Annotated in this window: 21 protein-coding genes and 1 tRNA gene; 10 read left to right on the top strand and 12 right to left on the bottom strand. The window is 38.0% G+C overall.

Going from position 1 to position 24,282, the window contains the following annotated elements:
* Positions 1-5: 5 nt before the first annotated feature.
* The 3 genes from gcvT to KTG12_RS18820 form a co-directional block, all read right to left on the bottom strand.
* Positions 6-1,091: a glycine cleavage system aminomethyltransferase GcvT gene (gene gcvT / locus KTG12_RS18830; RefSeq protein ID WP_005640029.1), complete on the bottom strand. Its 1,086-nt coding sequence runs from the start codon at positions 1,089-1,091 to the stop codon at positions 6-8.
* Positions 1,092-1,108: 17 nt separating this feature from the next.
* Positions 1,109-2,338, bottom strand: coding sequence for a peptidase T (gene pepT, locus KTG12_RS18825; protein ID WP_173022558.1), 1,230 nt, complete (start codon positions 2,336-2,338; stop codon positions 1,109-1,111).
* Between the two features lie 112 nt (positions 2,339-2,450).
* The gene (locus tag KTG12_RS18820) at positions 2,451-3,857 is read right to left on the bottom strand and encodes an amidophosphoribosyltransferase (RefSeq protein WP_005640025.1); all 1,407 of its coding nucleotides are present in this window, start codon (positions 3,855-3,857) and stop codon (positions 2,451-2,453) included.
* A gap of 322 nt (positions 3,858-4,179) precedes the next feature.
* On the opposite strand from KTG12_RS18820, the gene KTG12_RS18815 reads away from it, so the two are divergent.
* The 9 genes from KTG12_RS18815 (at position 4,180) to KTG12_RS18775 (ending at position 12,496) form a co-directional block, all read left to right on the top strand.
* Positions 4,180-4,253: transfer RNA gene (locus KTG12_RS18815), tRNA-Thr, on the top strand.
* Between the two features lie 206 nt (positions 4,254-4,459).
* Positions 4,460-4,990 (top strand): DUF4199 domain-containing protein, encoded by a 531-nt coding sequence (locus KTG12_RS18810; protein WP_005640021.1) that lies wholly within the window; start codon positions 4,460-4,462, stop codon positions 4,988-4,990.
* Positions 4,991-5,010: 20 nt separating this feature from the next.
* Positions 5,011-5,964, top strand: coding sequence for a glycosyltransferase (locus KTG12_RS18805; RefSeq protein ID WP_138272952.1), 954 nt, complete (start codon positions 5,011-5,013; stop codon positions 5,962-5,964).
* Positions 5,961-6,485, top strand: a complete 525-nt coding sequence (locus tag KTG12_RS18800) for a nitroreductase family protein (RefSeq protein WP_216945507.1) — start codon at positions 5,961-5,963, stop codon at positions 6,483-6,485. The genes KTG12_RS18805 and KTG12_RS18800 overlap by 4 nt, the downstream gene beginning before the upstream one ends.
* A gap of 6 nt (positions 6,486-6,491) precedes the next feature.
* Positions 6,492-7,058, top strand: a complete 567-nt coding sequence (locus KTG12_RS18795; RefSeq protein WP_005640015.1) for a manganese efflux pump MntP family protein — start codon at positions 6,492-6,494, stop codon at positions 7,056-7,058.
* Between the two features lie 472 nt (positions 7,059-7,530).
* Complete coding sequence (locus tag KTG12_RS18790; RefSeq protein ID WP_149935951.1) at positions 7,531-8,841, top strand: metallophosphoesterase; 1,311 nt, start codon at positions 7,531-7,533, stop codon at positions 8,839-8,841.
* 126 nt (positions 8,842-8,967) lie between these two features.
* Positions 8,968-10,182, top strand: coding sequence for a hypothetical protein (locus KTG12_RS18785; RefSeq protein ID WP_005640010.1), 1,215 nt, complete (start codon positions 8,968-8,970; stop codon positions 10,180-10,182).
* Positions 10,179-11,405, top strand: coding sequence for a glycosyltransferase (locus KTG12_RS18780; RefSeq protein WP_022321307.1), 1,227 nt, complete (start codon positions 10,179-10,181; stop codon positions 11,403-11,405). The genes KTG12_RS18785 and KTG12_RS18780 overlap by 4 nt, the downstream gene beginning before the upstream one ends.
* Complete coding sequence (locus KTG12_RS18775) at positions 11,402-12,496, top strand: glycosyltransferase family 4 protein (protein WP_122115927.1); 1,095 nt, start codon at positions 11,402-11,404, stop codon at positions 12,494-12,496. The genes KTG12_RS18780 and KTG12_RS18775 overlap by 4 nt, the downstream gene beginning before the upstream one ends.
* On the opposite strand, the gene KTG12_RS21920 is transcribed toward KTG12_RS18775, so the two are convergent.
* The 9 genes from KTG12_RS21920 to KTG12_RS18730 are packed head-to-tail and all read right to left on the bottom strand — an operon-like array spanning position 12,485 to position 23,092.
* Positions 12,485-13,477, bottom strand: coding sequence for a hypothetical protein (locus KTG12_RS21920; RefSeq protein WP_227225833.1), 993 nt, complete (start codon positions 13,475-13,477; stop codon positions 12,485-12,487). The two genes, KTG12_RS18775 and KTG12_RS21920, sit on opposite strands and share 12 nt — an antisense overlap.
* Before the next feature lie 11 nt (positions 13,478-13,488).
* Positions 13,489-14,670, bottom strand: a complete 1,182-nt coding sequence (locus KTG12_RS18765) for a glycosyltransferase (RefSeq protein ID WP_022321304.1) — start codon at positions 14,668-14,670, stop codon at positions 13,489-13,491.
* Positions 14,671-14,679: 9 nt separating this feature from the next.
* Positions 14,680-15,846 (bottom strand): non-hydrolyzing UDP-N-acetylglucosamine 2-epimerase, encoded by a 1,167-nt coding sequence (gene wecB, locus KTG12_RS18760; RefSeq protein WP_005636575.1) that lies wholly within the window; start codon positions 15,844-15,846, stop codon positions 14,680-14,682.
* Between the two features lie 11 nt (positions 15,847-15,857).
* Positions 15,858-16,649, bottom strand: coding sequence for a phosphorylcholine transferase LicD (locus KTG12_RS18755; protein ID WP_005636576.1), 792 nt, complete (start codon positions 16,647-16,649; stop codon positions 15,858-15,860).
* Positions 16,636-17,895, bottom strand: a complete 1,260-nt coding sequence (locus KTG12_RS18750; RefSeq protein WP_005636578.1) for an oligosaccharide flippase family protein — start codon at positions 17,893-17,895, stop codon at positions 16,636-16,638. Before KTG12_RS18750 ends, KTG12_RS18755 begins: the two co-directional genes overlap by 14 nt.
* 17 nt (positions 17,896-17,912) lie before the next feature.
* Positions 17,913-18,851, bottom strand: a complete 939-nt coding sequence (locus KTG12_RS18745; RefSeq protein ID WP_022321302.1) for an ornithine cyclodeaminase/mu-crystallin family protein — start codon at positions 18,849-18,851, stop codon at positions 17,913-17,915.
* An 18-nt stretch (positions 18,852-18,869) separates the two neighbouring features.
* Complete coding sequence (locus tag KTG12_RS18740; protein ID WP_022321301.1) at positions 18,870-20,678, bottom strand: aminotransferase class I/II-fold pyridoxal phosphate-dependent enzyme; 1,809 nt, start codon at positions 20,676-20,678, stop codon at positions 18,870-18,872.
* 7 nt (positions 20,679-20,685) lie between these two features.
* Positions 20,686-22,290, bottom strand: a complete 1,605-nt coding sequence (locus KTG12_RS18735; RefSeq protein ID WP_022321300.1) for a Wzz/FepE/Etk N-terminal domain-containing protein — start codon at positions 22,288-22,290, stop codon at positions 20,686-20,688.
* A gap of 1 nt (position 22,291) precedes the next feature.
* Positions 22,292-23,092: a polysaccharide biosynthesis/export family protein gene (locus KTG12_RS18730; protein WP_022321299.1), complete on the bottom strand. Its 801-nt coding sequence runs from the start codon at positions 23,090-23,092 to the stop codon at positions 22,292-22,294.
* 190 nt (positions 23,093-23,282) lie between these two features.
* Between KTG12_RS18730 and KTG12_RS18725 the strand changes: the two genes are divergently transcribed.
* Positions 23,283-24,122, top strand: coding sequence for a S1 RNA-binding domain-containing protein (locus KTG12_RS18725; RefSeq protein WP_022321298.1), 840 nt, complete (start codon positions 23,283-23,285; stop codon positions 24,120-24,122).
* Positions 24,123-24,282 lie beyond the last annotated feature (160 nt).

Below are 24,282 nucleotides of genomic sequence, written 5' to 3'. Positions count from 1 at the left end.
CAAGCTTACTTGCGGAACGGCGCTTTTACGACCTGGGCTTTCAAGTTACGCCCCCGGACCTTGATACAGATTTCCGTCCCGGCTTTTGCAAATTCAGGTTTCACATACCCCATACCGATACCTTTCTTCAAGACAGGCGACATGGTTCCGGATGTCACCACACCGATGATGTTGCCTTCGGCATCGGCAATCTCATAGCCGTGGCGGGGAATACCTTTGTCTACCAACTCGAAGGCACACAGCTTGCGGCTAACGCCTTCTTTCTTCTGGCGTTCCAGTTCGGCGCGATTGGTGAAGTTCTTGCCTTCGGCGAACTTGGTGATCCAACCCAGACCGGCTTCGATCGGCGAAGTCGTGTCGTCGAGATCGTTGCCGTACAGACAGAAGCCCATTTCCAGACGTAGCGTGTCGCGTGCACCCAGGCCGATCGGTTTGATTCCTTCAGGCTTACCGGCTTCGAAGATAGCATTCCAGATCGTCATGGCATCATCCGGGTAAAAATAAAGTTCGAAACCACCGGCTCCGGTATATCCCGTATTGGAGATGATGACGTTCTTGCAACCTGCAAATTCACCCGTCACAAACGAATAGTAAGGAATGGAAGACAGGTCGACCGGAGTCAGGCGTTGCAAAACTTCGACGGCTTTCGGGCCCTGGACAGCCAACTGTGCAGTACGGTCGGAAGAGTTTTCCAGTTCCGCCCCTACCGTATTATGGCTCACGCACCAATCCCAATCTTTGGCGATGTTGCCCGCATTGACAACCAAAAGGTATTTTTCCGGTTCATAATGATAGACCAGCAGGTCGTCCACGATACCGCCCTTGTCATTCGGAAAGCAAGTATATTGAGCTTTGCCGATCGGCAACACGGAAGCGTCGTTCGAGGTAACGCTCTGGATAAAAGCCAGCGCATTCGGACCTTTTACCCAAAACTCGCCCATGTGGGAGACATCGAACACACCCACACCATTCACAACGGTCATGTGTTCGTCGATAATACCGGTGTATTCGATCGGCATGTTGAAACCTGCAAATTCATGCATTTTGGCACCGAGTGCAATGTGCACATCGGTAAACGGAGTTGTTTTCATGATTTATGATTTGTGATTTATGATGTATAATTACCTTTGACCAATAGTTCTGCTATTTTAACGATCGTCTCCATGCTCTTTTCAAGCGACTTGACCGGGAGGAATTCATACCGTCCGTGGAAGTTCAACCCGCCTGCGAAGATATTCGGGCAAGGCAGTCCCATGAAAGAAAGGCGAGCACCGTCCGTACCTCCACGGATCGGCTTCACCAAAGGTGTGACACCGGCTTCCTTCATGGCGTCGAACGCCAAGTCCACGATGAACTTCTTCGGTTCGACCACTTCACGCATATTGTAATACTGGTCGCGCAGTTCGAGCGTCGTACTGCCCGGATGCATCTCGTTCATTCGCTTCACCAACTCGTGCAGCAACTCTTTCTTCCGTTCGAAAGCAGTGCGCACATGGTCGCGTATGATATAGAAAAGAGAAGCCTCCTCGACCGTTCCGCTTATGCCGGTCAGATGGAAAAAGCCTTCATAACCGGTCGTATGTTCGGGACGTTGCGCGACAGGCAGCCAAGAGGCGAACTCTACCGCCAGCAACGATGCGTTCAGCATCTTGTCCTTGGCATATCCCGGATGTACGTTCAGCCCTTTGAAAACGACTTTGGCTCCGGCAGCATTGAAGTTCTCGTATTCCAACTCGCCGATCTGTCCGCCGTCGATCGTATAGGCCCATTCGCAACCGAACTTTTCGACATCGAAGTAGTCGGCTCCGGCTCCGATCTCTTCGTCGGGCGTAAACCCTACGCGAATCTTGCCGTGTTCGACCTCCGGATGATCCTTCAGGTATTTCATGGCGGCGATGATAGCAGCCACTCCTCCCTTATCATCCGCCCCTAACAGGGTTTTGCCGTTGGTCACGATAATATCCTGTCCTTTATAATCGTCCAGTTCGGGAAACATAAGCGGCGAAAGCACCACGTTTTCTTCGGCGCACAACACGATATCCCCCCCTTCGTAACTTACGATACGCGGCTCGACATCCTTGCCCGACATATCGGGGCTGGTATCCAGATGGGCGATAAAGCCGATTGTCGGAACTTCCTTCGCCGTATTGGCAGGCAGGGTAGCCATCAGGTAGCTCTTGTCATCGAGGGTGATGTCTTCCAATCCTATCTCTTCCAACTCTTTCACCAACGCTTCGGCAAACACGCGCTGTCCCGGCGTACTGGGAGTCACACCCGTGGTTTCGCTCGACTCGGTGTCGAACGTCACGTACTTCAAAAATCTATCTGTTACAGTCATAAGCTTATCATTAATATTACAAGCCATAAAAGTAATTAAAGTGTCACTAACAACAAAAAAATCATGCGCATTTCTGCACATGATTTTCCTTATTTCATCCGATCATATCTCTTTAGAAACAACTGCTTCCGTCGAAACAATGCGTACAAACTTTGCATTTCGGTAAGCCGATTGCCTCGATGAGTGTTTCCAGCGTATTGAACTTCAACGAGCTCAAACCGAAACGGTCGGCAATGATCTGCACCATCTTTTGATATTCAGGAGAGTCGGTCGTCGCATATTTTTCCAGATTTTTGTTCTCGTCTCCTTCCAGTTCCTTGATGATACGACGGGTGATCAGTTCGAGCGGACTTTTCGACGAAGTAAAGCCGAGGAACGGGCAACCATAGATAAGAGGCGGGCAGGCAATGCGCATATGTACCTCTTTTGCCCCGTAGTCATACAAGATTTTCACGTTGTCGCGAAGCTGCGTCCCGCGCACGATCGAGTCATCGCAAAACAAGATCCGCTTTCCTTCCAGCATGGCCCGGTTCGGGATCAGTTTCATTTTCGCGACAAGCGAACGCAATTCCTGATTAGCCGGAGTGAAACTACGCGGCCAAGTCGGTGTGTATTTGGCTATCGCCCGATGGTAAGGAGCCCCTTTGCCTTCGGCATATCCCAAAGCCATCCCTACGCCTGAATCAGGGATACCGCAAACACAATCCACTTCGCTCTCGTCCTTCTTCCCCATCTTGTAACCGCTTTGGAAACGGACCTCCTCGACATTCCTGCCCTCGTAGCAAGAAACCGGGAAACCGTAATACACCCAAAGGAAAGAGCAAACCTGCATCTGCTCGTTCGGACGGCGCATCTGCTCGATGCCGTCGGCACGCAAGCGGAGGATTTCTCCCGGCCCGACAAATCGGTCTATTTCATAATCCAAGTTAGGTAAACTGCTCGATTCGCTGGTAGCGGCATAGGCTCCGTCTTTCTTACCTATAATAATAGGCGTACGCCCCCACTTGTCGCGGGCCACGATGATACCGTCTTCCGTCAGCAGCAACATGGAACAGGACCCTTTGACCCGGTCGTAAACATTTTCAATGCCTTCGACAAAATCCTTTCCCTGCGTAATCAGCAACGCTACCAGTTCGGTCTGGTTCGTCTTGCCCGAACTCAGTTCGGAGAAGTGCATATTCGCTTTCAGCAAATCCTGTTCCAATTCCTCGATGTTATTGATCTTGGCAACCGTCACGATGGCGAACTTACCGAGGTGGGAGTTGATGACGATCGGCTGCGCATCCGTATCGCTGATGATACCGATTCCAGCATTTCCCACAAACTTGTCGAGAGCAGGCTCGAACTTCGTACGAAAATAAGAACTTTCCAGATTGTGAATCGAACGTGTGAAACCGGCTTCCTTATCGTATGTAGCCATACCGCCGCGCCGAGTTCCCAGATGAGAATTATAGTCGGTGCCATAGAATAAATCAGTTGAACAGGCCGACTTAGAAATAGTTCCGAAAAAACCACCCATTGTAAATAGTGTTTTTGATTTTTGAATTTGGTTGCAAAGGTACAAGATTATTTAGAAATCCGAAATATCCCACCTTATAAACAAACTCTATCTTCCTCCTATCATCGCATACATTTTTTAACACATCTAAAAACAAAAGGTTTCCAACCACTTACAAACAAATAACACTCGTACACGTAGAAAACGCTTGCATTGTAAAAAATAATATCTACTTTTGCACCCGGGTAAGTCCTACACGGCATGCTCCCTCGGAATCCCCCAGGGTTTGACCGCAGCAAGGGTACTTGGTTGTAGCGGCGCGATGTAGTAAGCTTACCCACCTGCCTCTTTAGCTCAGTTGGCCAGAGCACGTGATTTGTAATCTCGGGGTCGTTGGTTCGAATCCGACAAGAGGCTCGAAACAAATGGACAATTGACAATTGACAATTAAGAAAGATATTTAATTGCGATTGTCAATTGTCTTTTTTATTGTCAATTGTTAATTATCTGTTAATCGTTCGTTAATTGTCAATTGACAATTGACAATTGACAATTCTAAGCATTGTATATTCTCACAAAAGGATTAATTTTGCTGATGAGAACATTAAAAAAACAGCATTATCATGGAAGAGAATAAAGGTTTACTGTTGAAGTGCGCGATGTCTTATGGCCTGGCTATGGGCATCTATTGGGTGATAAAATATCTGTTCCTCATTTTCGGGTATTCCATACCCTCGCTTATCTTCATTTATGAAGGCTTAAGTCTTGCCGTTCCTCTCATCGCCTATTACTTGACCAAGCGTTACCGGCAGGACATAGGAGGAAGCATCAGTTTCTTCCATGCATGGCGGTTCGGCATCATGCTGTATTTCTTCGCGGCCCTGATCGTTTCGATCGAGCATTTCATATTCTTCCAGTTTATCGCTCCGCCCGACTTCCTGAACAACACGATGACACAAGCCATAGTGGCGCTGAAGAACGCTGACTTCAACAGTGAAGTGATCGAGGCCATCAGCCGGACCAACTTCACTCCCATCCACATGGCTATCCAGGGTATTTTCAATAATATATTTTACGGAATCATATTATCCATACCGGTAGCAGCACTGGTTTGCCGCAAACAAACAGCAAGCCCTGTGTCCGAAGAAAAATAAGAAGAAAATAAAAACAAATAATGGACATATCAGTAGTTATACCACTGTACAATGAAGCCGAGTCTCTTCCTGAATTGTTTGCCTGGATAGAGCGGGTGATGAAAGAACATAATTTCAGTTACGAAGTAATTTTTATCAATGACGGAAGTACGGACAACTCCTGGGAAGTGATCGAAGCACTTAAAAGCAAGAATCCGGAAGTGGTACACGCTGTCAAGTTCCGCCGTAATTACGGCAAATCCCCCGGTCTGAACTGCGGTTTCCAACGGGCAAAGGGAGATGTGGTCATCACGATGGATGCCGACCTGCAAGACAGCCCCGACGAGATTCCCGAACTATACAGGATGATCACCGAAGAAGGCTATGACCTGGTGTCCGGTTGGAAGAAAAAACGTTACGACCCGCTGTCAAAAACCATTCCGACCAAGCTGTTCAACGCTACGGCACGCAAATTTTCCGGTATTACGAACCTGCACGATTTCAATTGCGGGCTGAAGGCTTACAAGAACATAGTAATCAAGAACATAGAAATCTATAACGATATGCACCGCTACATTCCCTACCTTGCCAAGATCGCGGGATTCAGCAAGATCGGCGAAAAAGTGGTGAAACACCAAGCCCGCAAGTACGGAACAACTAAATTCGGACTGAACCGCTTCGTAAACGGTTATCTGGACCTGATCACGCTCTGGTTCACCTCCAAATTCGGAAAGAAGCCGATGCATTTCTTTGGATTATGGGGAAGCGTGATGTTTTTCATCGGTTTCATCGCACTGGTCATTGTGTTGAGTGCGAAACTGATTTCCATCTGCACCGGAGATTTGCGGCCACTGGTCACCAACTCGCCCTACTTCTATGTTTCGCTCACGGCCATGATCCTCGGAACACAGATGTTCCTCGCGGGATTCATCGGAGAGTTGATTTCAAGAGATTCGCCTAATCGAAACAAATATAAAATCGAAACAGAATTATGAACCTGTTAGAACTGGCACAGAAACGTTGTTCGATACGCAAGTACGCATCATCCCCAGTGGAAGACGAGAAACTGGCATATATCTTGGAAGCCGGACGTATGGCTCCATCGGCAGTCAACTTCCAGCCCTGGTATTTCGTCATAATCCGGCAAGAGGCAGGGCGGACAAAAATACAGGAATGCTATGCACGCGAATGGTTCCGATCCGCACCGCTCTACATTCTCGTCTGCGGCGACCACAGTCAGTCGTGGAAACGTTCTTCGGATCGGAAAGATCATATGGACATCGATGTGGCAATCGCCACGGAACATATCAGCTTAGCAGCCGCTGAACAAGTTCTGGGCAGCTGCTGGGTTTGTAACTTTGACACGGATCTATGCCGGAAGCATTTCAATTTACCAGACACGATAGAGCCGGCGGTTATACTCACGATAGGTTATCCGGAAAGTCCGGATCTTTTTGAACAGACTCCCAAAAAACGAAAAACGTTGGAGGAGATCATCAAGGAAGAAACATTTTAATGTAATATGTCATTTTTAGAAATAGTGTTACTGGCTGTGGGATTGTCAATGGACAGTCTCGCAGTTTCTGTCACCGGCGGGGCTCTCATACAAAACTACAGACATCACCACATGCTGAAGATCGGCTGCGTGATGGGGATTTTTCAAGCAGGGATGACCATAGCGGGCTATCTGGCGGGGATGAGCTTCAAGAAATACATCACGGCATTCGATCACTGGATCGCTTTCCTGCTGTTGCTTTACCTCGGAGGCAAAATGATATACGAGAGTACCCAGGAAAAGGAAGAGGATTGCAGAACGAACCCGCTATGCTACAAGACACTGTGCGGATTAGGCATTGCAACAAGCATCGATGCGCTGGCTGTCGGCATATCGTTGGCCTGCATCGAATCAGCCATTGCACTGGAAGCCTTGACGATAGGGATCGTCACCTTCCTATTCTCCGCTTTTGGTGTCTACTTCGGCAACCACTTCAGCCGCAAGATAGACCTCAAACTGGACCTGATCGGCGGATTGATCCTGATCGGCATCGGCACCAAAATCCTGATCGAGCATCTTTATTTCAATGGATAAGTCACCATTTCACCTTCACATCATCTCAAACAACTATAAGCCAGTTGTTTCCTGTGAACCCAGTGAATGCACCCCAAGGTTCTTCCCCGCTATATAAATCGAAGCCCGCGCCGCCACCATCTTGTCTGTCTATCAAAACTCCTTGAAGCGACAATTCGCCAGGATACGGGCAAAACGACACAAGTCGAAAACCTGGCTCGGCGCGTTTCGGCAACCCACCCCAAATAAAAAGAATTCCGACGGCGGATATTGGTAAGACAGTACAATGGATAGGAGCAACTGCACAGGAATTAGGTGATTCCAGTCTTAATCAGCCGAAAACAGGGAAGACAGAACACTGTCCCTTTCTATTTTCCATCATATTCTTTTTCCTCTATATCTGTAAAAAGATTCAATTTTTTCCCTATCTTTAGCAAATAGTATTAACACATTGATTCATAAATTACCAAAAGTCACCTAACATAATCATTATATGGAAAAGAAAACATTGTATTTAATATATGTTATAATTGTCTTACCTTTTGCTGTTGCATGCAGAGACACAGAAGACAATCTTACAGTATCTACCTTACGCAGTGACATACATGATTACTTATATACAATCAACAATAGTGAAGCAACCCAACGCCTAGATTCGATCATGTACAACAAAACAGATACCGACAAGATATATGAACGTTTCAAGATTGTTCATACATCAGATCCACATATATCCGCAATATCTACTAATAACAATTATACAAACCCCATAAATCTAAAACAATCCGTAACCTTCGCCAATCAATCCAAACTCAAAATCAATGCTTTGATAGCAACAGGAGACTTTATTTCCAATTCCAGTCGAAAAGATGCTATTCTTTTCATGGAATCATTTACAAAACATTTCTACGAAGGGAATCATATCCCGTCTTTTATATGCACAGGCAATCACGACTGCAATATGATAGAAAAAGTCTCAAAAAATTACATCAGTAAAGAAAAAATTCACTCCATTCTATTTCCTAAGCAAACTCAAACAAATCAAAATTATTTCTATGCAGATATACCCAATCCTCAAGGAGGTACTATTCGAATCATCTCATTAGACATGTTAGATCAACCAGGCACTGAATATAATACACGCATTTATGCCTACTATTCACAAGAACAAATCAATTGGTTAGGTAATATTGCACTAAAAAAGGGAATAACTGACCAACATAGTATAATCATCTTGAACCACTACCCATTCCAAGCCTATTCATCAAAAGCTAATACTTATCTATGCGATGGTGATTTTGTCCACCCTTGGTTCATGATCCCTGAGATAATAGAGGCTTACCGATCTCGCTCCAGCATATCAAAAACATATCTCAATAAATTAAGGGATAATAAAAATATTTCTGTCAATTTCAACTTCCATGACAGTAAGGGAGAATTCATCTGTTATTTAGGAGGACATGACCATTTTACAACAAACTTTGATATACATGATCTTGAAAATGAAAATAAAAGCATTCCCCCTCAAAAAATGCTTCTCTGTACCAATCAAGCCCCCAGCGAAGTAGGAATTATCTATAATCGCGTCATACGCGAAGTCGATAGTCTCAGCAGCAACAGCTTTTGTATATATGCCATTGACACCAAAGAAAAAAAAATCTACATTACATTCTTCGGAGCCTACAAACCGACAGACAAGGCTGAATATCCCAAAATCCAAATTATTCCATATTCACAGAGCGAGGTTTCCCCCAATTCCTCATTGAGCGAGAACGTGAAAATCAATCAATTGGAAAAGATGTAAAGACCTCCCCTAATATCTACAAATACAAATTCACCCGCATTTATTTCCTAAATATAAACAAAGAGATTATCTTTGGATACAATAAAGTCAAATGCATACCGTTACACAAAAAACAATTAACACTATATGATTCAAGATTTCATCAATAAACAGTTTTTCTCACTATTTGTCTTTACACTCATATTCGGTTTACTTCTATATGGAACTATCGGATTTGACTTTATCGATGAAATATGCGCAACTTTATTATTTATATTATTCGGATATTCACTTTTCAAATCACAGGAGTGGTTAATAAATAAAGCTTTTTTAACAACCATTGGTGTATTCCTGTTTTATTTATGTTATTCTCTGTGCATCAATAGCAACACAAAAGCTGCTATTATCACAGATTTTATTATTCAATTTAAGCCATATTTAGCCTTATTTTGTGTATATTCTCTTAGGCCTCATTTTTCAACAAATCAAAAGAAAATACTAAGAATAATTTGTGTATTTTTTTGGTTGATTCTACTAATACTGGCTTGTATAGAAATATTCAAACCTCATACTCTATCAAATGTAATGGCTCACGCGACTTATTTTGCGGCAGGAGTCATAGCGACATCTCTTTGCTTTCTCTATACAGGAGATTTTTCAATGAAAGATAGGATTCTTTTTATTATAATGCTTTCCATAGGTCTTATATCCGGACGCTCCAAATTCTATGGATTCTTCACATTATCTGTAATGGTTATTATCTATTTTTCCAACATAAACCATTTCAAATTAAATATAAAAACTATTATTCTTCTCATTATTACTTTAATACTTATATTAGTCGTCTCATGGAAGAAAGTTTCTTTCTACTTTATAGAAGGAATTACAGGAGAAGCAGAAACAGATACAATTGCACGTTTTGTACTCTATACAACCTCTATCCAAATATTAATCGACTACTTCCCTTTCGGATGCGGATTCGGAAGTTTTGCTACCTATGCCTCAGGATTGTACTACTCCCACATATATAATCAATACGGAATTGAGAATGTCTGGGGGATTAGCAAAAGTTTTTATAGTTTCATCGCTGATACTTATTATCCTTCATTGGCACAATTCGGATTTGTAGGAATCATGCTTTATATTACATTCTGGATATATGTATTCAAAAAAGCTCTTATATTCTTCCAACACACAAAACAAGCTAAATTAATGATCATCGTATTATTACTGATTTGTTTTTTCGGAATAGAAGGGACATCAGATTCAACTATAACAACTCATAGAGGATTATTCATGATGATGATGATTGGTTTAATGCTTAGTGAAATGAAAAATAAAATTGCAAATTCAAAATCATGAAAATACTACAGCTCAATAAATATTTTTATCAAAAAGGAGGGGCTGAGACTGTTTTTTTCAACACAATCTCAACCTTGGAAAACAGAGGACATCAAGTAATACCTTTTGCCCTAAAAAACAAAAAAAACAAATTTTCAGAATATGAATCTTATTTTGTGGATTATCCTGAATTATCAGAATCCAACATTTGGACTAAAATAACAAACATACCTTCATTCATTTACAATCGACAGGCAGCCAAACAATTAGAACGACTAATTTTGGATAAGAAACCGGATATCGCTCATATTCATTTACTATTCAATAGCCTATCTGTTTCTATATTACCTGTTTTACAGAAATATAGAATACCAACTGTTATGACTGTTCACGATTATCGGCTTATTTGTCCTGCTTATACATTAACAAACGGAAAAGGGAAAATTTGTGAATTATGCAAAGATCGACATTTTATCCACTGCACACTAAACAGGTGCTCCAACGGAAATTTAACAAATAGTATGTTACTTTCATTGGAGAACAGCTTCAGATCTTGCTTTTACGAGCCACTTAATTATATTGACAAATTCATTTTCGTCAGCAAGTTCGCCCAAAAAAAACATATCGAATTCAATCCTGGATATGCATCAAAAGCAGTCCAACTATATAACTTTACCCCAGATATACCTACAAGAATCAATAAAAAAATAAATCATAGATACTTACTTTATTTCGGTAGATTATCTAATGAAAAGGGGATCAATAGTTTATTAGAAGCAATACGAGATATACCCGAAATTGATTTAAAAATTATCGGCAGAGGCCCACTTTCAAAAGAAATAGGAAACAACTATCCCAAAAACGTTTCTTTTTTAGGTTTTAAGGAAGGTCAAGAATTAAAGGAATACGTTAAAAATGCACTTTTTACAATCGTTCCTTCTGAATGGTATGAGAACAATCCATTGAGCATTATTGAATCGCTCTCCTTGGGAACTCCTGTAATAGGCAGTAATATCGGAGGTATTCCTGAACTTATACAAGACGAAAAAACAGGATTCACATTTACAATGGGAAGCCCAGCCGATTTAACAAAAACTATTCGAAAAGCGATAGCAATACCTGAAGAAAAGCTTTATGAAATGTCTATAGCTTGCAATAAATTTGCACAACAACATTTCTCAGCAGACAAACACTTCAACTATCTTATCTCTATTTATCAATCAATATTAAAAGCTTCAAAATGAAAATCATAGTAACAGGATTAAGAGGTTTTCCCAATATACAAGGCGGCGTAGAGACTCATTGTGAAAAATTATACCCACGCCTCAGCAAGCTTGGAGTAAATGTAACAGTTGTAAGAAGATCCTGCTTTGTAAAGGAAAATCCTCCATTAACAAGTTATCAAGGTGTTTTTTTCAAAGATCTCCCAGCTCCCAAAATAAAAGGATTTGAAAGTGCTATCCACACTATATGTGGGGTTTGGTATGCCTATAAACAAAAAGCAGATATAATCCATATACATGCCATTGGACCATCAATTGCCATTCCATTTGCAAAACTACTCGGATTGAAAGTGGTTGTCACCCATCACGGTCCAGATTATGATCGTAAAAATTGGAATTTTTTTGCAAAATTCATTTTAAAAACCGGTGAATTCTTCGCCGCTAAATGGGCAGACGAAATAATTGTCATCTCCACAGTTATTGACAATATACTAAAAACGAAATATAATAGAAACAACGCAATATTAATCTATAACGGTGTTGACATTCATCAGCCAACTCAAACCGATCAATATATCAAATCATTAGGACTTAGTCACAGAAAATATATTTTAGCTGTTGGCCGATTTGTAAAAGAAAAAGAATTTGACAAATTAATTATGGCCTTCTCCGATCTAAACTTACAGGATTATCACTTAGTTATCGCAGGAGATTCTGACCATAAAACATCTTATTCAACTTATCTAAAAGAATTAGCTCGAAAAAAGCAAGTTATATTGACTGGAATGGTAAAAGGTGAATCATTGAAAGAGCTTTATTCACATGCAGGATTATTCGTTTTACCCTCTTCCCATGAAGGTTTACCTATCACATTGTTAGAAGCTATGAGCTACAATATCGATACTTTAGTTAGCGATATTCCTGCTAATTTGGCAGTGGGATTATCAAAAGAGCACTATTTCAAAGTAAATCACATGAACAGTTTAAAGCAACAGCTAACATATAAGATATATCAAAACAATTATCCTGTATATTATGACTTAAAAGCATATAATTGGGATCACATAGCCCAGCAAACTTTTAATGTATATAATAATTTACTAAACGTGTAATTCTTCAGGAATGATCCCCCCTAATACTGCTGCATAATAAGAAAAGACAGTATTATACATTTCAGGTGCTAATATCCTAATTACACGACATGCTTTTGAAATCGCATAAAAATCTACAAATGTTTTCATTGCGACTTCATGAGTGTTTTCAGTAAAGGATATATGCCCGACTTTTCCATCTAATACTATTACAGGTAAGACTTTCACACGTTCAAGAAAGACTTTACTATCCGAAAAGACCACAATCTGCTTATTTTTATTTTGGTCTATAATCAGCCTAATGCCTTTTAGGCAACGTTGTATTAAATTCTCTCGCTTATCTTCTGTTAGGCTATTAAACTGATCTTTCTCGAAATTTTCTAAAGCATTTACAAATCGTAAATGAACAGCGACATAACCAGAACTATCTAAACTGCAACAATTCAAACATTCATTCAATGCTTGAGAAGGCTTGAATAATTCCAAAAATAAATTTCTCCATACAGATTCAGCATCTAAGACATGATTTGAAGATATAATATCATATCCTATATAACAATAAACATGATACTGCTTAATAGTTTTACTCAGTCTAGGTATTTTTCCACTACCATTATACGGTATAAGCCGAACATTCTGCAAGCTATAACTTAATTCGGACTGATTAGCTATCCAATTATACTTATTCACAGACAAATATTCTTCCAATTTAAATGGATGATTAAAAATCACTTTAAAATCAAACCCGTTTATTTTAGCCACATAAAACAATCCAACAATTGCCTTAAAACGATCGACTAATCCTGGATGTTTGATATTTGGATCTATAATAAAATAAAGAGTATTACCCGATACTTCACGATCTTTTTTAAAAGAATACAACTGCCAATAATAGTGTAAATTTCTAAAATAATACCGTAGGCTATTAACTGTTGTCTGAAAATATTTACGATAATATCGACTACCTCTAAGAATATATTTTATTTTTTCCAAATAACCCATTATAAACCGAATTATATATTTGAATACAAACTCTTCAATTTTATTTCATTTGCATGCCAAAGCCTACTTTTAAATATATAATTTTTTATTGTTGCAGAGGCATTTTCCTTATTTTCTTTATAAGAATGAATCTTTAAATTCAACTCATCTATCATTTCTGATGAAATATTTTCTATCTCATCCAAAATCATGCCGTAACCACTATCTTCAACAAGGACTTTGGCATCTCCCGAATATTTCGTTGCAATAACCATTGCTCCTACAGCCATATACTCTGCAATTTTAGTCGGAGAAGCATTTATATTCACCAAACTATTATGTCTCAAGACAAAACCAGCATCAATAATGGACAAATATAAGGGAACCTGTTCATATCTCAAACTCATACAAAGACAGTCATTCCCCAACAATTCTATTTTTTTTGCGAAAGGAGTCAAATCATCATTTGTATATATACATAAAAAGTATCTATCATCTTTCTTTTTTAAACGTAAAAAAATATCTAATGTTTCTTCCACACATTGCCACTTCTGCAACCCTCCTAAATAACATAAGACAATACGCTCTTTCAAATGCATTTTCTCACGCAAAGCGATCATCTGAGCCGGATCTATATGAAACTTTTCACTATTAAAACTACAAGGTAAAATAGAAAATGGACAATCATAAGAGTAATATTTCTTTAGATTATTTGCCAAATTATTCGACACGGCTATTATTCGTTGTGAACGAGACAATGCATAACAAACATCTTTTTCAGCACGATTTATTGATGATTTCGTCCTTCCATTCATTTGTAACTCAGGTACAGGATCTGCATGAAAATCAGTCACAACCAAAATATTTTTCTTCAAATATCTGACACATGAAGCCGAAAGCGATGTCTCTAATTGAATTAACTCTATATGGTTACACTTTACAATAATCCAAGTTATTACAGCCCGAAACAATGCCGCTATCCCTCCTAATCCCCAGCGATCTGGTAATGTAAATATAAAATATGATTTTATATTCGAAGGCATACTTTTTTTATTTAAAGCCAACAAAGAAAAATCTTTCTTGAAAAAAGCCAACAAACAAACATCAAATCCAATAGAATCCAAGGATTGAAGCATATTTAATGTTCTGACTTTATCACCTCCATCACCACGCAAAGGATATCCATTATGAATAACTAATATTTTTCTTTTCATAAAAACGATTTACAATAAAATATTCACAATAGACTGACTGGTTTTTCCATCTCCATACGGATTTTGAGCCTTTGACATTTGTCGATACAAATCTTTATTTTCCAGTAAATCAGAAACATTATCTATAATTGAATTATAACCTGTTCCTACCAATTTGACAGTCCCAGCCTCCAATGCTTCAGGACGTTCAGTCGTATCCCGCATAACCAGCACAGGCTTTCCTAATCCCGGAGCCTCTTCCTGTATTCCACCACTATCAGTCAAAACGATTGTAGAGTGATTCATCAAATAAACAAAAGGAAGATAATCCAATGGTTCTATAAGAAATACATTTGTTAGGGTTTCTTTATGGCTTTCACCCAATATTTCAGCAATCGGCTTCCGTACATTCGGATTCAAATGCATAGGATACACAAAATCTACCATAGAATATTTCTCAGCCAAAGTCTTTATCGCCTTACAAATATGGATAAATCCTTCACCGAAATTTTCTCTCCGATGTCCTGTAATTAAAACCATTTTCCGCTCTCCACTCTTCCACAAAGATAATAAAGAAAGAGGAATACCTACGCGCTCTAATACAAATTGAATATTTTTCTCTATATCTTTTCTTACCCCGATTTGCTCTAACACTAAATGCAAGGCATCAATAACAGTATTTCCAACAACATAGATATTACCGTCTGCAACACCTTCTCTTTGTAAATTTCTCCGGCTCAATTCAGTTGGTGCGAAATGAAAAACGGCAATACGGCTTGTTATCTGCCGATTCATTTCTTCAGGCCAAGGACTATAAATATTATGAGTTCTCAACCCTGCTTCTACATGTCCTACAGGTATCTGCTGATAGAAAGCTGCTAATGCTGCTGCAGAAGAGGTTGTTGTATCCCCATGTACTAATACGATATCCGGCAATTCTTTTTTTAACACATCACGTAAGCCTAACAAAACACGAGAAGTTATGTCATATAAATCCTGCCCTTGCTTCATTATATTCAAGTCATACTCAGGTTTGACATCAAAAACATGTAAAACTTGATCCAACATTTCCCGATGCTGGGCAGTAACACAAACAACAGTCTTAAAATTTATCGTATCTTTTTGAAACTCTTTTACCAATGGACACATTTTAATTGCTTCCGGGCGAGTTCCAAAAATAAGCATCACTTTTTTCATTTTCGATTATATTATTCTTTTATATCCACATTATTTACATGATAAGTTATTTTACTCAAATCTGGCAATACCATATAATCTCCATATAAATAGGACAAATAGCCATCAGTATTAGCAGGAGCTGGAAAAATTTTTCCCTCAAAAGACACCTCACTTAGTGGAAAAATATTGTCCAACAACCTTACGCCCAAAAAACCTGATCCTAATCCCAATCGGTACTCTTTTGTATGAGATAATTTAACAATCATTCGAATGCAGGGATAAAGTATATAAGTCAAAAAGAACAACAAACACCTCATTACTCCTTTTTTTATCCCTAATCGGTCATTTTTTAAATAAGAAAGTCTATAAATATATCCATGAAATTTAGATGCAATCCATGCCATCCGATAATTAACAGGCTCTATATAAAAAATATCAATATAAACCCCATTATATTTGTAATTTCTACCAATATTATTCACTTCTGATATATAGGAATCCGTTTCCCTTAATTTTGCATAAGGGGCAACATAGTTACTATCAGTGTGCATTGTTTGAAGCACCAAATTAGAGGGCAATTCAAAAGGCAAGACTTCCATCAATCTTTTATAGTCCCGATATAACATCTCTATGTCCAAATCATCATCCCAAGGTATAAAGCCTCCATGACGAACAGCACCTAACAATGTTCCCGAACTAAGCCAATAGCGTATACCATGTTTCCTACAAACTCTATCTACGAACTCTAAAATGCGAAGCATCTTCATCTGATGAAGTCTCAGCACTGAACCTTCTGGATTAAAACGATTAAACCCGTCCATAAAGCATAATTAATTTATAACGGTTACAATAATATAGCCTATAAATAGCTATTACAAATTCTGCAAAACCTAAGGCTAGTGCAAAATTAATAATCGAGAATGAATTTGTAAAATATAGTACCATATAAATTACAATTAAGACGAAAGTCGAAAGAACTACACTTCGATTAAAAGGCTTGGAATAACCAAAAGAAACCAGCACTGGCGACCCTGTGAAAGAAGTAATGCCTCCACTAAAAATGAACAAACTAAAAACATGTAATATATCAACAGATTCAGGCAACTTACCATCCGATAAAACAAAAACAGCAAATGGAGCAAGAATATATACAATTACAATGATACAGCCTGTAGCTAATAAAATCAATCGAAAACACTTATTGACAAATTTCCGATCAAGTGTTTTTGCAATATGAGGAAACAAAGCTTGATTCAACATTTGTAAAGGGACAAGTGCCGTCATTGCAATTTTTTGGGCCAAATCAAAAACTGCAACTTCATGCATTGAAAAGAAAATTCCACAAATCGTCTTTGCCATACTTGCATTAATCACAACTGATACACGAGAAACAAAAAACGGAACGCTCTCTTTAAAATACCGCCTAATCGATTCTATAGTTGGCACAAATAAGGATATCTTTTCTACCCGAATTAGCATAAAAAAGGAAATAACCCCTGATAAAAGCCACCCTAAAGACTGAAGTAATGGTATCAGTAAATAATCACTTTCATTTTTAATGAAAATAAAGACTGTAACAGTATAAAAGAAAATAGAAGTAAAACGAATCAAAGTAATATATTTCATCTTTTCTACCCCTTGATAAAACCAAACAGGAAACAAAATTTCTGAAAGGCAAGATAAAAAAGACAATAAAAATAAAACATAATTATCTCTAAATTGCTTCACACATAATAATAAAACTCCTAATGCTAAAAAAGAAAGTATAAAAAGAAAAGCTTTAATAATCAAAACTGAAGATACAACTTCCGATAGCTTCTCGTTATCAGAACGATTTATAGAAACATTCTTTACAGCCGAAACATCCAGACCAAAGTTGATAAATATAATAAAATAAGAGATAATAGCCTGTGCAAAAACGACCAAACCGTACTTATCCGCACCAACTGTAGATATCAAATAAGGTAATGCTACAAAAGGCATTACCATTTTTAATATCTCAAGTACAGACAAATACGTTGTATTATGAACAATTACTTTGTATTTATTATCTTGACCAAACTTCATTGCTATTCATAACTAATTCATACCCAAAACTTCTCGCTTAACTTATCCGAAGAAATATCTGGTAATGAATCTTTGACCTTGTCGTATACTTGAGAAGCAAAATAAATATCATGCAAAGCAATACCTATATTATAAGCCAAAATACGCTCCTGATCTGAAGTTCTACCCGGATTCTGCTTTAACAATATACGGGCGAACTCATCAAACTGTTTAAACTGATTAAAATATTTAAATCCTTCTACATGAGCGACATCATCAGCAAAAACCTGATCGAAGAATAAATCGCAATTCTGAAATCCACGCGTATGAACCGGTACGACCAATACTCCCGGCTTAAAACATGTATCCGATGCAAACTGACCATGTGCAACAGTTACGCAAGATACAACCACATCTGCACCTGTAATCAAATCTTCCACATTTTCAAAAATAGAAAAATTTAATCGAGAATATTCTTTAAAGCGCTTCGTGAACTCCAGCTCTTGCCCTTTATAAGACAAAAGACGAATGTTCAACGGCCCCTCTAACACAGCCATCAAGCACAACAGTGTAGCCCGAGCTGTGTTGCCTAGTCCCATAAATGCATATTCCCGAGCTGAAGAAGTCCTCAAATACTGTATGGACAATGCCGCAACAGCACCAGTACGCATCGCAGTAATCCAACTTCCATCCATCAGCGCCAAAAAATCACCATTTGTCGCATCATACAACAAAATATCACTAACCAATGCAGGCTCACGTTTCGGAAAACGAGAAACGACCTTAACCCCAAAACGTCCACAAGAAGGCAAATAAGATGGCATCGTATTAAAAAAGACATCCGGTTCTATTGTCATACTAATTTTATGAGGTAAACAACTATCATATTTCATTCTTAATGCTGTTTCTACCCACTTTACACAATCAGCCGGAGATATGGAAAGATTTCGTATCGTTTCAAAGTCTATTATTTTCATTGCCATCTTTTTTAACAATTATAATTCTTTTAATGCATCTATTAAACGTTGGTTGTCTAAAGTTGAACGTACTGCTATTCGTATATATTCGCCATTTCGGAAGGCCTTCTTCGTTCCACAGTCTTTTATTAAAATATTATATTCATTCAAAAGTAATTCAGTCAATTCTTTAGAAGAATATTTACTAATAACCTCACACAAAAAATAGTTTGCTTGTGAAGGTATGATGCGTAGATAACCTATCTGCTGTAAATCCACATAAAAACGATCTCGCTCACGGATAAACAAACGACACGCCTGTTTATAATCCTGTTCATATTTATTAAATATCTGCATATAAAACTCTGCAAATGAATTAATATTCCATATCGGAACATTTTTGCGTACACGATCGATCAAAAGCAAATTTGATGAAGCTAAAACTCCTAACCGTAACCCTGGTACTCCGTAAGATTTGGATATACTCTTCACAACCACCAAATTAGGGTTTTCTTCAAGTATTTCATTAGTCAACAAAGTATTATCCACTGATTGTTCAGAAAAATCGACAAACGATTCATCGACAACCAATGTTACCTTCTTATCCTTACACCATTTAGCTAAATGAACTACATCAACTTTTGAAATATAATTTCCAGAAGGATTATCCGGATTAATCAATAAAATAGCAGCAACCTCACGAACTGCAAAAAATGCCATCAAATCATCAGCTGTATAAGAAAAATCTTTATTCTGTGGGACATAAGCAATCACCTTATCTTCCTGCATACGATTAGGATACTCCTCAAAAGTCGGATAAACAACACCCAAGCAACCTGTTAATTCATCCACTAAATACTTAATCAATTCGGCAGCACCATTTCCCGGACAAACATATTGTTGTGCCAATCCGAAATATTTCGCAATTAATAGAGAGTTTACATTCAGCCCAGAAGGGTACTCACTTAATAAAATATCAAAATTAGCCCGCATCTCTTTCTTCATCTTCAAAGAAGGAAAGAAAGGATTAACCAAATAACAAAAATCCAACAAAGAAGGGAATCTCCAATAACCACCATATCTTTTTTGATAGCAAACCAACTGATTCTCCTTTTCCGCAAAAATAGTTTCAGCGTTACTTAAGTCTTGAATATCGTCAATTTCATACCACTTTTCACCGTGAAGTGGCAACGCCTTTAAATCTGGCTTATCCAACAATGCAATTACACGCAAGACCTGCTCGTAATATTCGTTATTACCCAATGCATTTATATATGCATCCAAAAATGGAACATAATGAGTTCTTGAAAACTCTTTACTGAATTTATAGATATTGACTGTCTTATAATAAAATTCTTTATGATCAAAATTGAATGCTTTTTTTACAACAAAGTTTAGAATGTTATTGTCATTATCCAACATCACAACTGTACCATCCATCCAACTTTCATACTTGGCTACTAATGCAATATTAGGAAATGGATCTGATAAAATTTTATCCAACACCTTGTCTTCAAAAATAAGATCAGATTCTATAAGTAAAGTATCATCCTGCTGCAACTGTTCTTTTGCTAAAGACAATGAATAGATATTATTTGTTTTATCATAAATCGGATTTGTAATGTATTCAATCGGTAGCCCCTTATATGAATCACCAATAAAACTACGAAGTTCCTCTCCCTTATAGCCGATTACCATAATAACCTTATTCAACTTCAATTTAGAGAATTGATCCAAAACACGTTCAATTAAGGTCACACCATTTACCCGAATCATACATTTCGTATTATTCTGAGTAAGTTCCCCCAAACGCTTCCCCATCCCTGCGGCTAATATAATAACTTGCATATAATTCTCACTTTCTTTTATAAATATCTATCAAATCTCGTAATTGCTGTTTTGCGAACAAATATCCCATTGGAATTACAATTGTTAAAATCAGAAATCCTAAAACTGCAAAAAGTTTTCTTGGAGCTACAGGACGATATTTAGCAACTGCAGCATCTACAATAAATCCCTTATCACGCTCTTGACCTAAAGACAAAGCAACTTCTTCTCTCTTCTGTAAAAGTATTAAATACACTCCTTGAAGAATTTCCTGCTGTCTTTTATAATCAAGATACTCTCTTTCGTATGTAGGAACATAGTCCATTTTACTCATAATTGCTTTTTCTTGAGACTTAAGATCATTCAATACAAACTGAGAGCTTTTTCGTGCATTATCAATAGCCAAAACAACCCCATCTCTCAATTTGTCTATCTGAGAATCAGCTATTTCAGACAAAGGATTCACTGAGTTTGTTGATTTAGTTATTTTGTCTCTTTCCATTAAAGCCTCATTATAAGCAGATATAGCTCCACCTTTTTCGCCATCAGCAGACAACATGGCAGGAATTACACTATACTTATTTTTAGGATCCTTCACATAAGTATCTAACAAATTAATGATATGATTTTGCGCCTCATATTCAATAATTTTTTCTCGGATATTTTTCACTGCATCAGCATAAAATTGAACATCATATTCTATATCTGTCAATTTATTCTTAATTTTATAAGTTTCAATAGTGCGCTCAATACCATTAAGCTCTTGTAAAACACCATTGATACGAACATCTAAAAAAGTCATAGCTTTATGTCCTTCTTCTTTTTTTACAGACTCAGAACTATTATTATACTCATCCATCAAAGTATTCAACAGATCCTTGCCCCGTTTTCTTGAATAGTCCGAATACAATAGTTCCAATGTATTGGCATTTTTTGAAAACTCTTCAACAGTTATTGCCTCTGCCAAATCTTCTGCCATCCAACCTGCCGGAGATACAGATATGTTCAAAGAAAAAGGCTTTTCTATTTTCTTCGTCACATCTCCTTCTGTTCCATATAATATATCAAATACACCTTCTGGCACTCGAAGCTGAGCAGGTAAAGAGGCAAAAGAATACTCTTTACCGGTTTCTTTCATTTTTATTAAAACAGCACCATTTTTACTTACCTCTATTTTAAATGAAACAAAACAGTCCAAATTTTCTTGAGTCAAAGAGTCCGGAATAATTAACAAAGGAGAATCTTCATATAAAGAAATCAATGAATATGGTTTCTTATATGTAACATTTAATCCCAAACGGATAATAACTTTCTTCAACAAATCATTAGAAGACATTATAGCAATTTCATCATCTATATTGACAGCTCCCCCCGAAATACTTCCCAGTCCAAACGATTTCATTAATCCGGCAGCCTCTCCCAATCCCATGCTTCCACCACTACCAAGATTTTTATCTTCTTGAATCTTTATTCGAGCCACAAATTCATAAGTTTGAGGATAAATCACCATATATAGTATTGCGCAAACTAATGAAATACAAGCTGCAACTAAAAAAACTTTCCAATGATATAAATAATCTACTATTATTTTTTTCAGACTTATAGTCTCACTATCTTTCTGCATATTTTCCATATTACTTATTTGTTAAGCTTAACACCATCGCAACAATCACAGACAAGGAGCTGATCACTGTCGAAAATAAAGATATTGTAAACTGACGATCCGAACTAGTTCTTGCACGTTGCTTTGTTTTTATAGGTTCTACATATACTATATCATTTTGCTTCAAATAAAAATATGGCGATTCGAATATGTTTGGGCTGGTAATATCCAAACGACATGTTTCTTTTAATCCATTGTTATCCCGTATTACCAAAATATTTTTCCTATTTGCAGTAAGAGGCAAATCTCCAGCCATACCTATAGCGTCAAGAACTGATACCCTATCTCTTTTTACCGAATATGAACCAGGACGCGAAAATTCTCCCATAAGTACTATTCTAAAATTAAGAAGCTGAACATTCACTAAAGGATCTTTCACATATTTAGAAATCTTTGATTCCAATTTTTTGGAAATTTCTTGACGAGTCAATCCCGCTACATGAACCTTTCCTATAATAGGAAAATTTATACACCCATCTTCATCTACTAAATAAGTATACATTGACTCAGAAGCAATCAATGGCTGTTCTCCTTGTGATGAATATGCAAACACTGGCGGATTAAAAGGTGTAACGGCAACAGGATCCCAAGCCGTAACATTAATTGACAAAAGATCATCATTCTCTATTTTAATCGTATATGCTTGGCTCATCTCTGCCAATTCATCAGGAGTTAAATCATCTATACCCTGAAAATAAATCACATCTTTTGGTGCTTTACATGCACACATCAATACACAAAAAATGGCTAATAAATAATATTTCAACCTCATGCTATTATTAAGTATTTCTAAATTAGAACTGCAAAGATACAACTTTCAAAGGAACCGTCCATCTAAAAACTCCTTATAAAAACTATTACAACTATAACGATGCAAATTTTGTTATATTGCTGCTTGAGAAATAAAAAATATAGGATATTAGGCTATTTTCCCGTACTTTTGCCTCAAAATAAATAGCGAAATGGTAGAAATAGGAAAATATAATACATTAAAGATCATAAAAGATCTGGACTTTGGAGTTTATCTGGATGGTGGAGATGGGATGGAGATACTTTTGCCGGCCCGTTATGTGCAAAAAAATGTAAAACCTGGAGATGAAGTCGAGGTTTTTATTTACCACGACAATGAAGGCAGGCTGATTGCAACGACAGCCAACCCACTTGCTCAAGCAGGAGAATTCCAGTTTATGGAAGTGAAATCAGTTAATAATACAGGTGCTTTTTTAGAATGGGGATTAATGAAAGATTTATTGGTTCCATTTAAGGAACAAAAAATGCCCATGCGAGAAGGAAAATGGTATTTGGTATATGTACACGTAGATCATGTAACTGGACGTATAGTTGCCTCCGCTAGAATCGATAAATATTTAGACAATGTAATCCCCAATTACTCCTTTAACCAGGAAGTCGATTTGTTGGTTGCAGAAGACACAGAAATAGGCTATAAAGTAATCATCAACAATACTCATTGGGGATTGGTTTATCACAATGAAGTTTTTCAACGCTTGGAAAAAGGAGAACATCTAAAAGGGTATATCAAAGAAGTCAGAAAAGACGAAAAGATAGATGTCAGCCTTACCCCCTTAGGATATCAAAAGGTAGAAGGTATTGCCAAGACTATTCTGGATTCACTCAAAGCTCAAGGAGGATATGCGGCCGTCCATGACAAAAGTGAACCTGAACTTATTTATTCCCTATTTCGCTGCAGCAAAAAAGCATTCAAACAGGCAATCGGGGCTCTTTACAAAAAAAAGATAATCAATATCGAGCCTGAAGGAATCCGATTAATCGATAAAGAGTAATCACAAAAATATATCCATTGCAAAACTCATGCTCATATCCCGTCACGCCCCCATCAAGTGACCACGATAACGGTCGACATGCCGGCTTTTTCCAATAACTCAGAGAGTAAAATCCGATTGTTTCAAAAATAAACAAACAAATACTTGCATAGTAAAAAAG

The organism is Parabacteroides sp. MSK.9.14, assembly GCF_019041495.1.
In the GTDB taxonomy this organism is placed as follows: domain Bacteria; phylum Bacteroidota; class Bacteroidia; order Bacteroidales; family Tannerellaceae; genus Parabacteroides; species Parabacteroides merdae.
Note: the sequence above shows the minus strand (reverse complement) of the source record. Positions and strands in the feature narration are given on the sequence as shown.

Bases quoted from the DNA above. Each gene is read 5' to 3' on its own strand.
- KTG12_RS18780 (WP_022321307.1), top strand. From the start codon at position 10,179: ATGAAAATACTACAGCTCAATAAATATTTTTATCAAAAAGGAGGGGCT.
- KTG12_RS18765 (WP_022321304.1), bottom strand. From the start codon at position 14,670: ATGAAAAGAAAAATATTAGTTATTCATAATGGATATCCTTTGCGTGGT.
- wecB (WP_005636575.1), bottom strand. From the start codon at position 15,846: ATGAAAAAAGTGATGCTTATTTTTGGAACTCGCCCGGAAGCAATTAAA.
- KTG12_RS18790 (WP_149935951.1), top strand. From the start codon at position 7,531: ATGGAAAAGAAAACATTGTATTTAATATATGTTATAATTGTCTTACCT.
- KTG12_RS21920 (WP_227225833.1), bottom strand. From the start codon at position 13,477: ATGGGTTATTTGGAAAAAATAAAATATATTCTTAGAGGTAGTCGATAT.
- KTG12_RS18795 (WP_005640015.1), top strand. From the start codon at position 6,492: ATGTCATTTTTAGAAATAGTGTTACTGGCTGTGGGATTGTCAATGGAC.
- KTG12_RS18755 (WP_005636576.1), bottom strand. From the start codon at position 16,649: ATGGACGGGTTTAATCGTTTTAATCCAGAAGGTTCAGTGCTGAGACTT.
- KTG12_RS18740 (WP_022321301.1), bottom strand. From the start codon at position 20,678: ATGCAAGTTATTATATTAGCCGCAGGGATGGGGAAGCGTTTGGGGGAA.
- KTG12_RS18820 (WP_005640025.1), bottom strand. From the start codon at position 3,857: ATGGGTGGTTTTTTCGGAACTATTTCTAAGTCGGCCTGTTCAACTGAT.
- KTG12_RS18810 (WP_005640021.1), top strand. From the start codon at position 4,460: ATGGAAGAGAATAAAGGTTTACTGTTGAAGTGCGCGATGTCTTATGGC.
- KTG12_RS18800 (WP_216945507.1), top strand. From the start codon at position 5,961: ATGAACCTGTTAGAACTGGCACAGAAACGTTGTTCGATACGCAAGTAC.
- KTG12_RS18785 (WP_005640010.1), top strand. From the start codon at position 8,968: ATGATTCAAGATTTCATCAATAAACAGTTTTTCTCACTATTTGTCTTT.
- pepT (WP_173022558.1), bottom strand. From the start codon at position 2,338: ATGACTGTAACAGATAGATTTTTGAAGTACGTGACGTTCGACACCGAG.
- KTG12_RS18735 (WP_022321300.1), bottom strand. From the start codon at position 22,290: ATGGAAAATATGCAGAAAGATAGTGAGACTATAAGTCTGAAAAAAATA.
- KTG12_RS18805 (WP_138272952.1), top strand. From the start codon at position 5,011: ATGGACATATCAGTAGTTATACCACTGTACAATGAAGCCGAGTCTCTT.
- KTG12_RS18725 (WP_022321298.1), top strand. From the start codon at position 23,283: ATGGTAGAAATAGGAAAATATAATACATTAAAGATCATAAAAGATCTG.
- gcvT (WP_005640029.1), bottom strand. From the start codon at position 1,091: ATGAAAACAACTCCGTTTACCGATGTGCACATTGCACTCGGTGCCAAA.
- KTG12_RS18730 (WP_022321299.1), bottom strand. From the start codon at position 23,092: ATGAGGTTGAAATATTATTTATTAGCCATTTTTTGTGTATTGATGTGT.
- KTG12_RS18750 (WP_005636578.1), bottom strand. From the start codon at position 17,895: ATGAAGTTTGGTCAAGATAATAAATACAAAGTAATTGTTCATAATACA.
- KTG12_RS18775 (WP_122115927.1), top strand. From the start codon at position 11,402: ATGAAAATCATAGTAACAGGATTAAGAGGTTTTCCCAATATACAAGGC.
- KTG12_RS18745 (WP_022321302.1), bottom strand. From the start codon at position 18,851: ATGAAAATAATAGACTTTGAAACGATACGAAATCTTTCCATATCTCCG.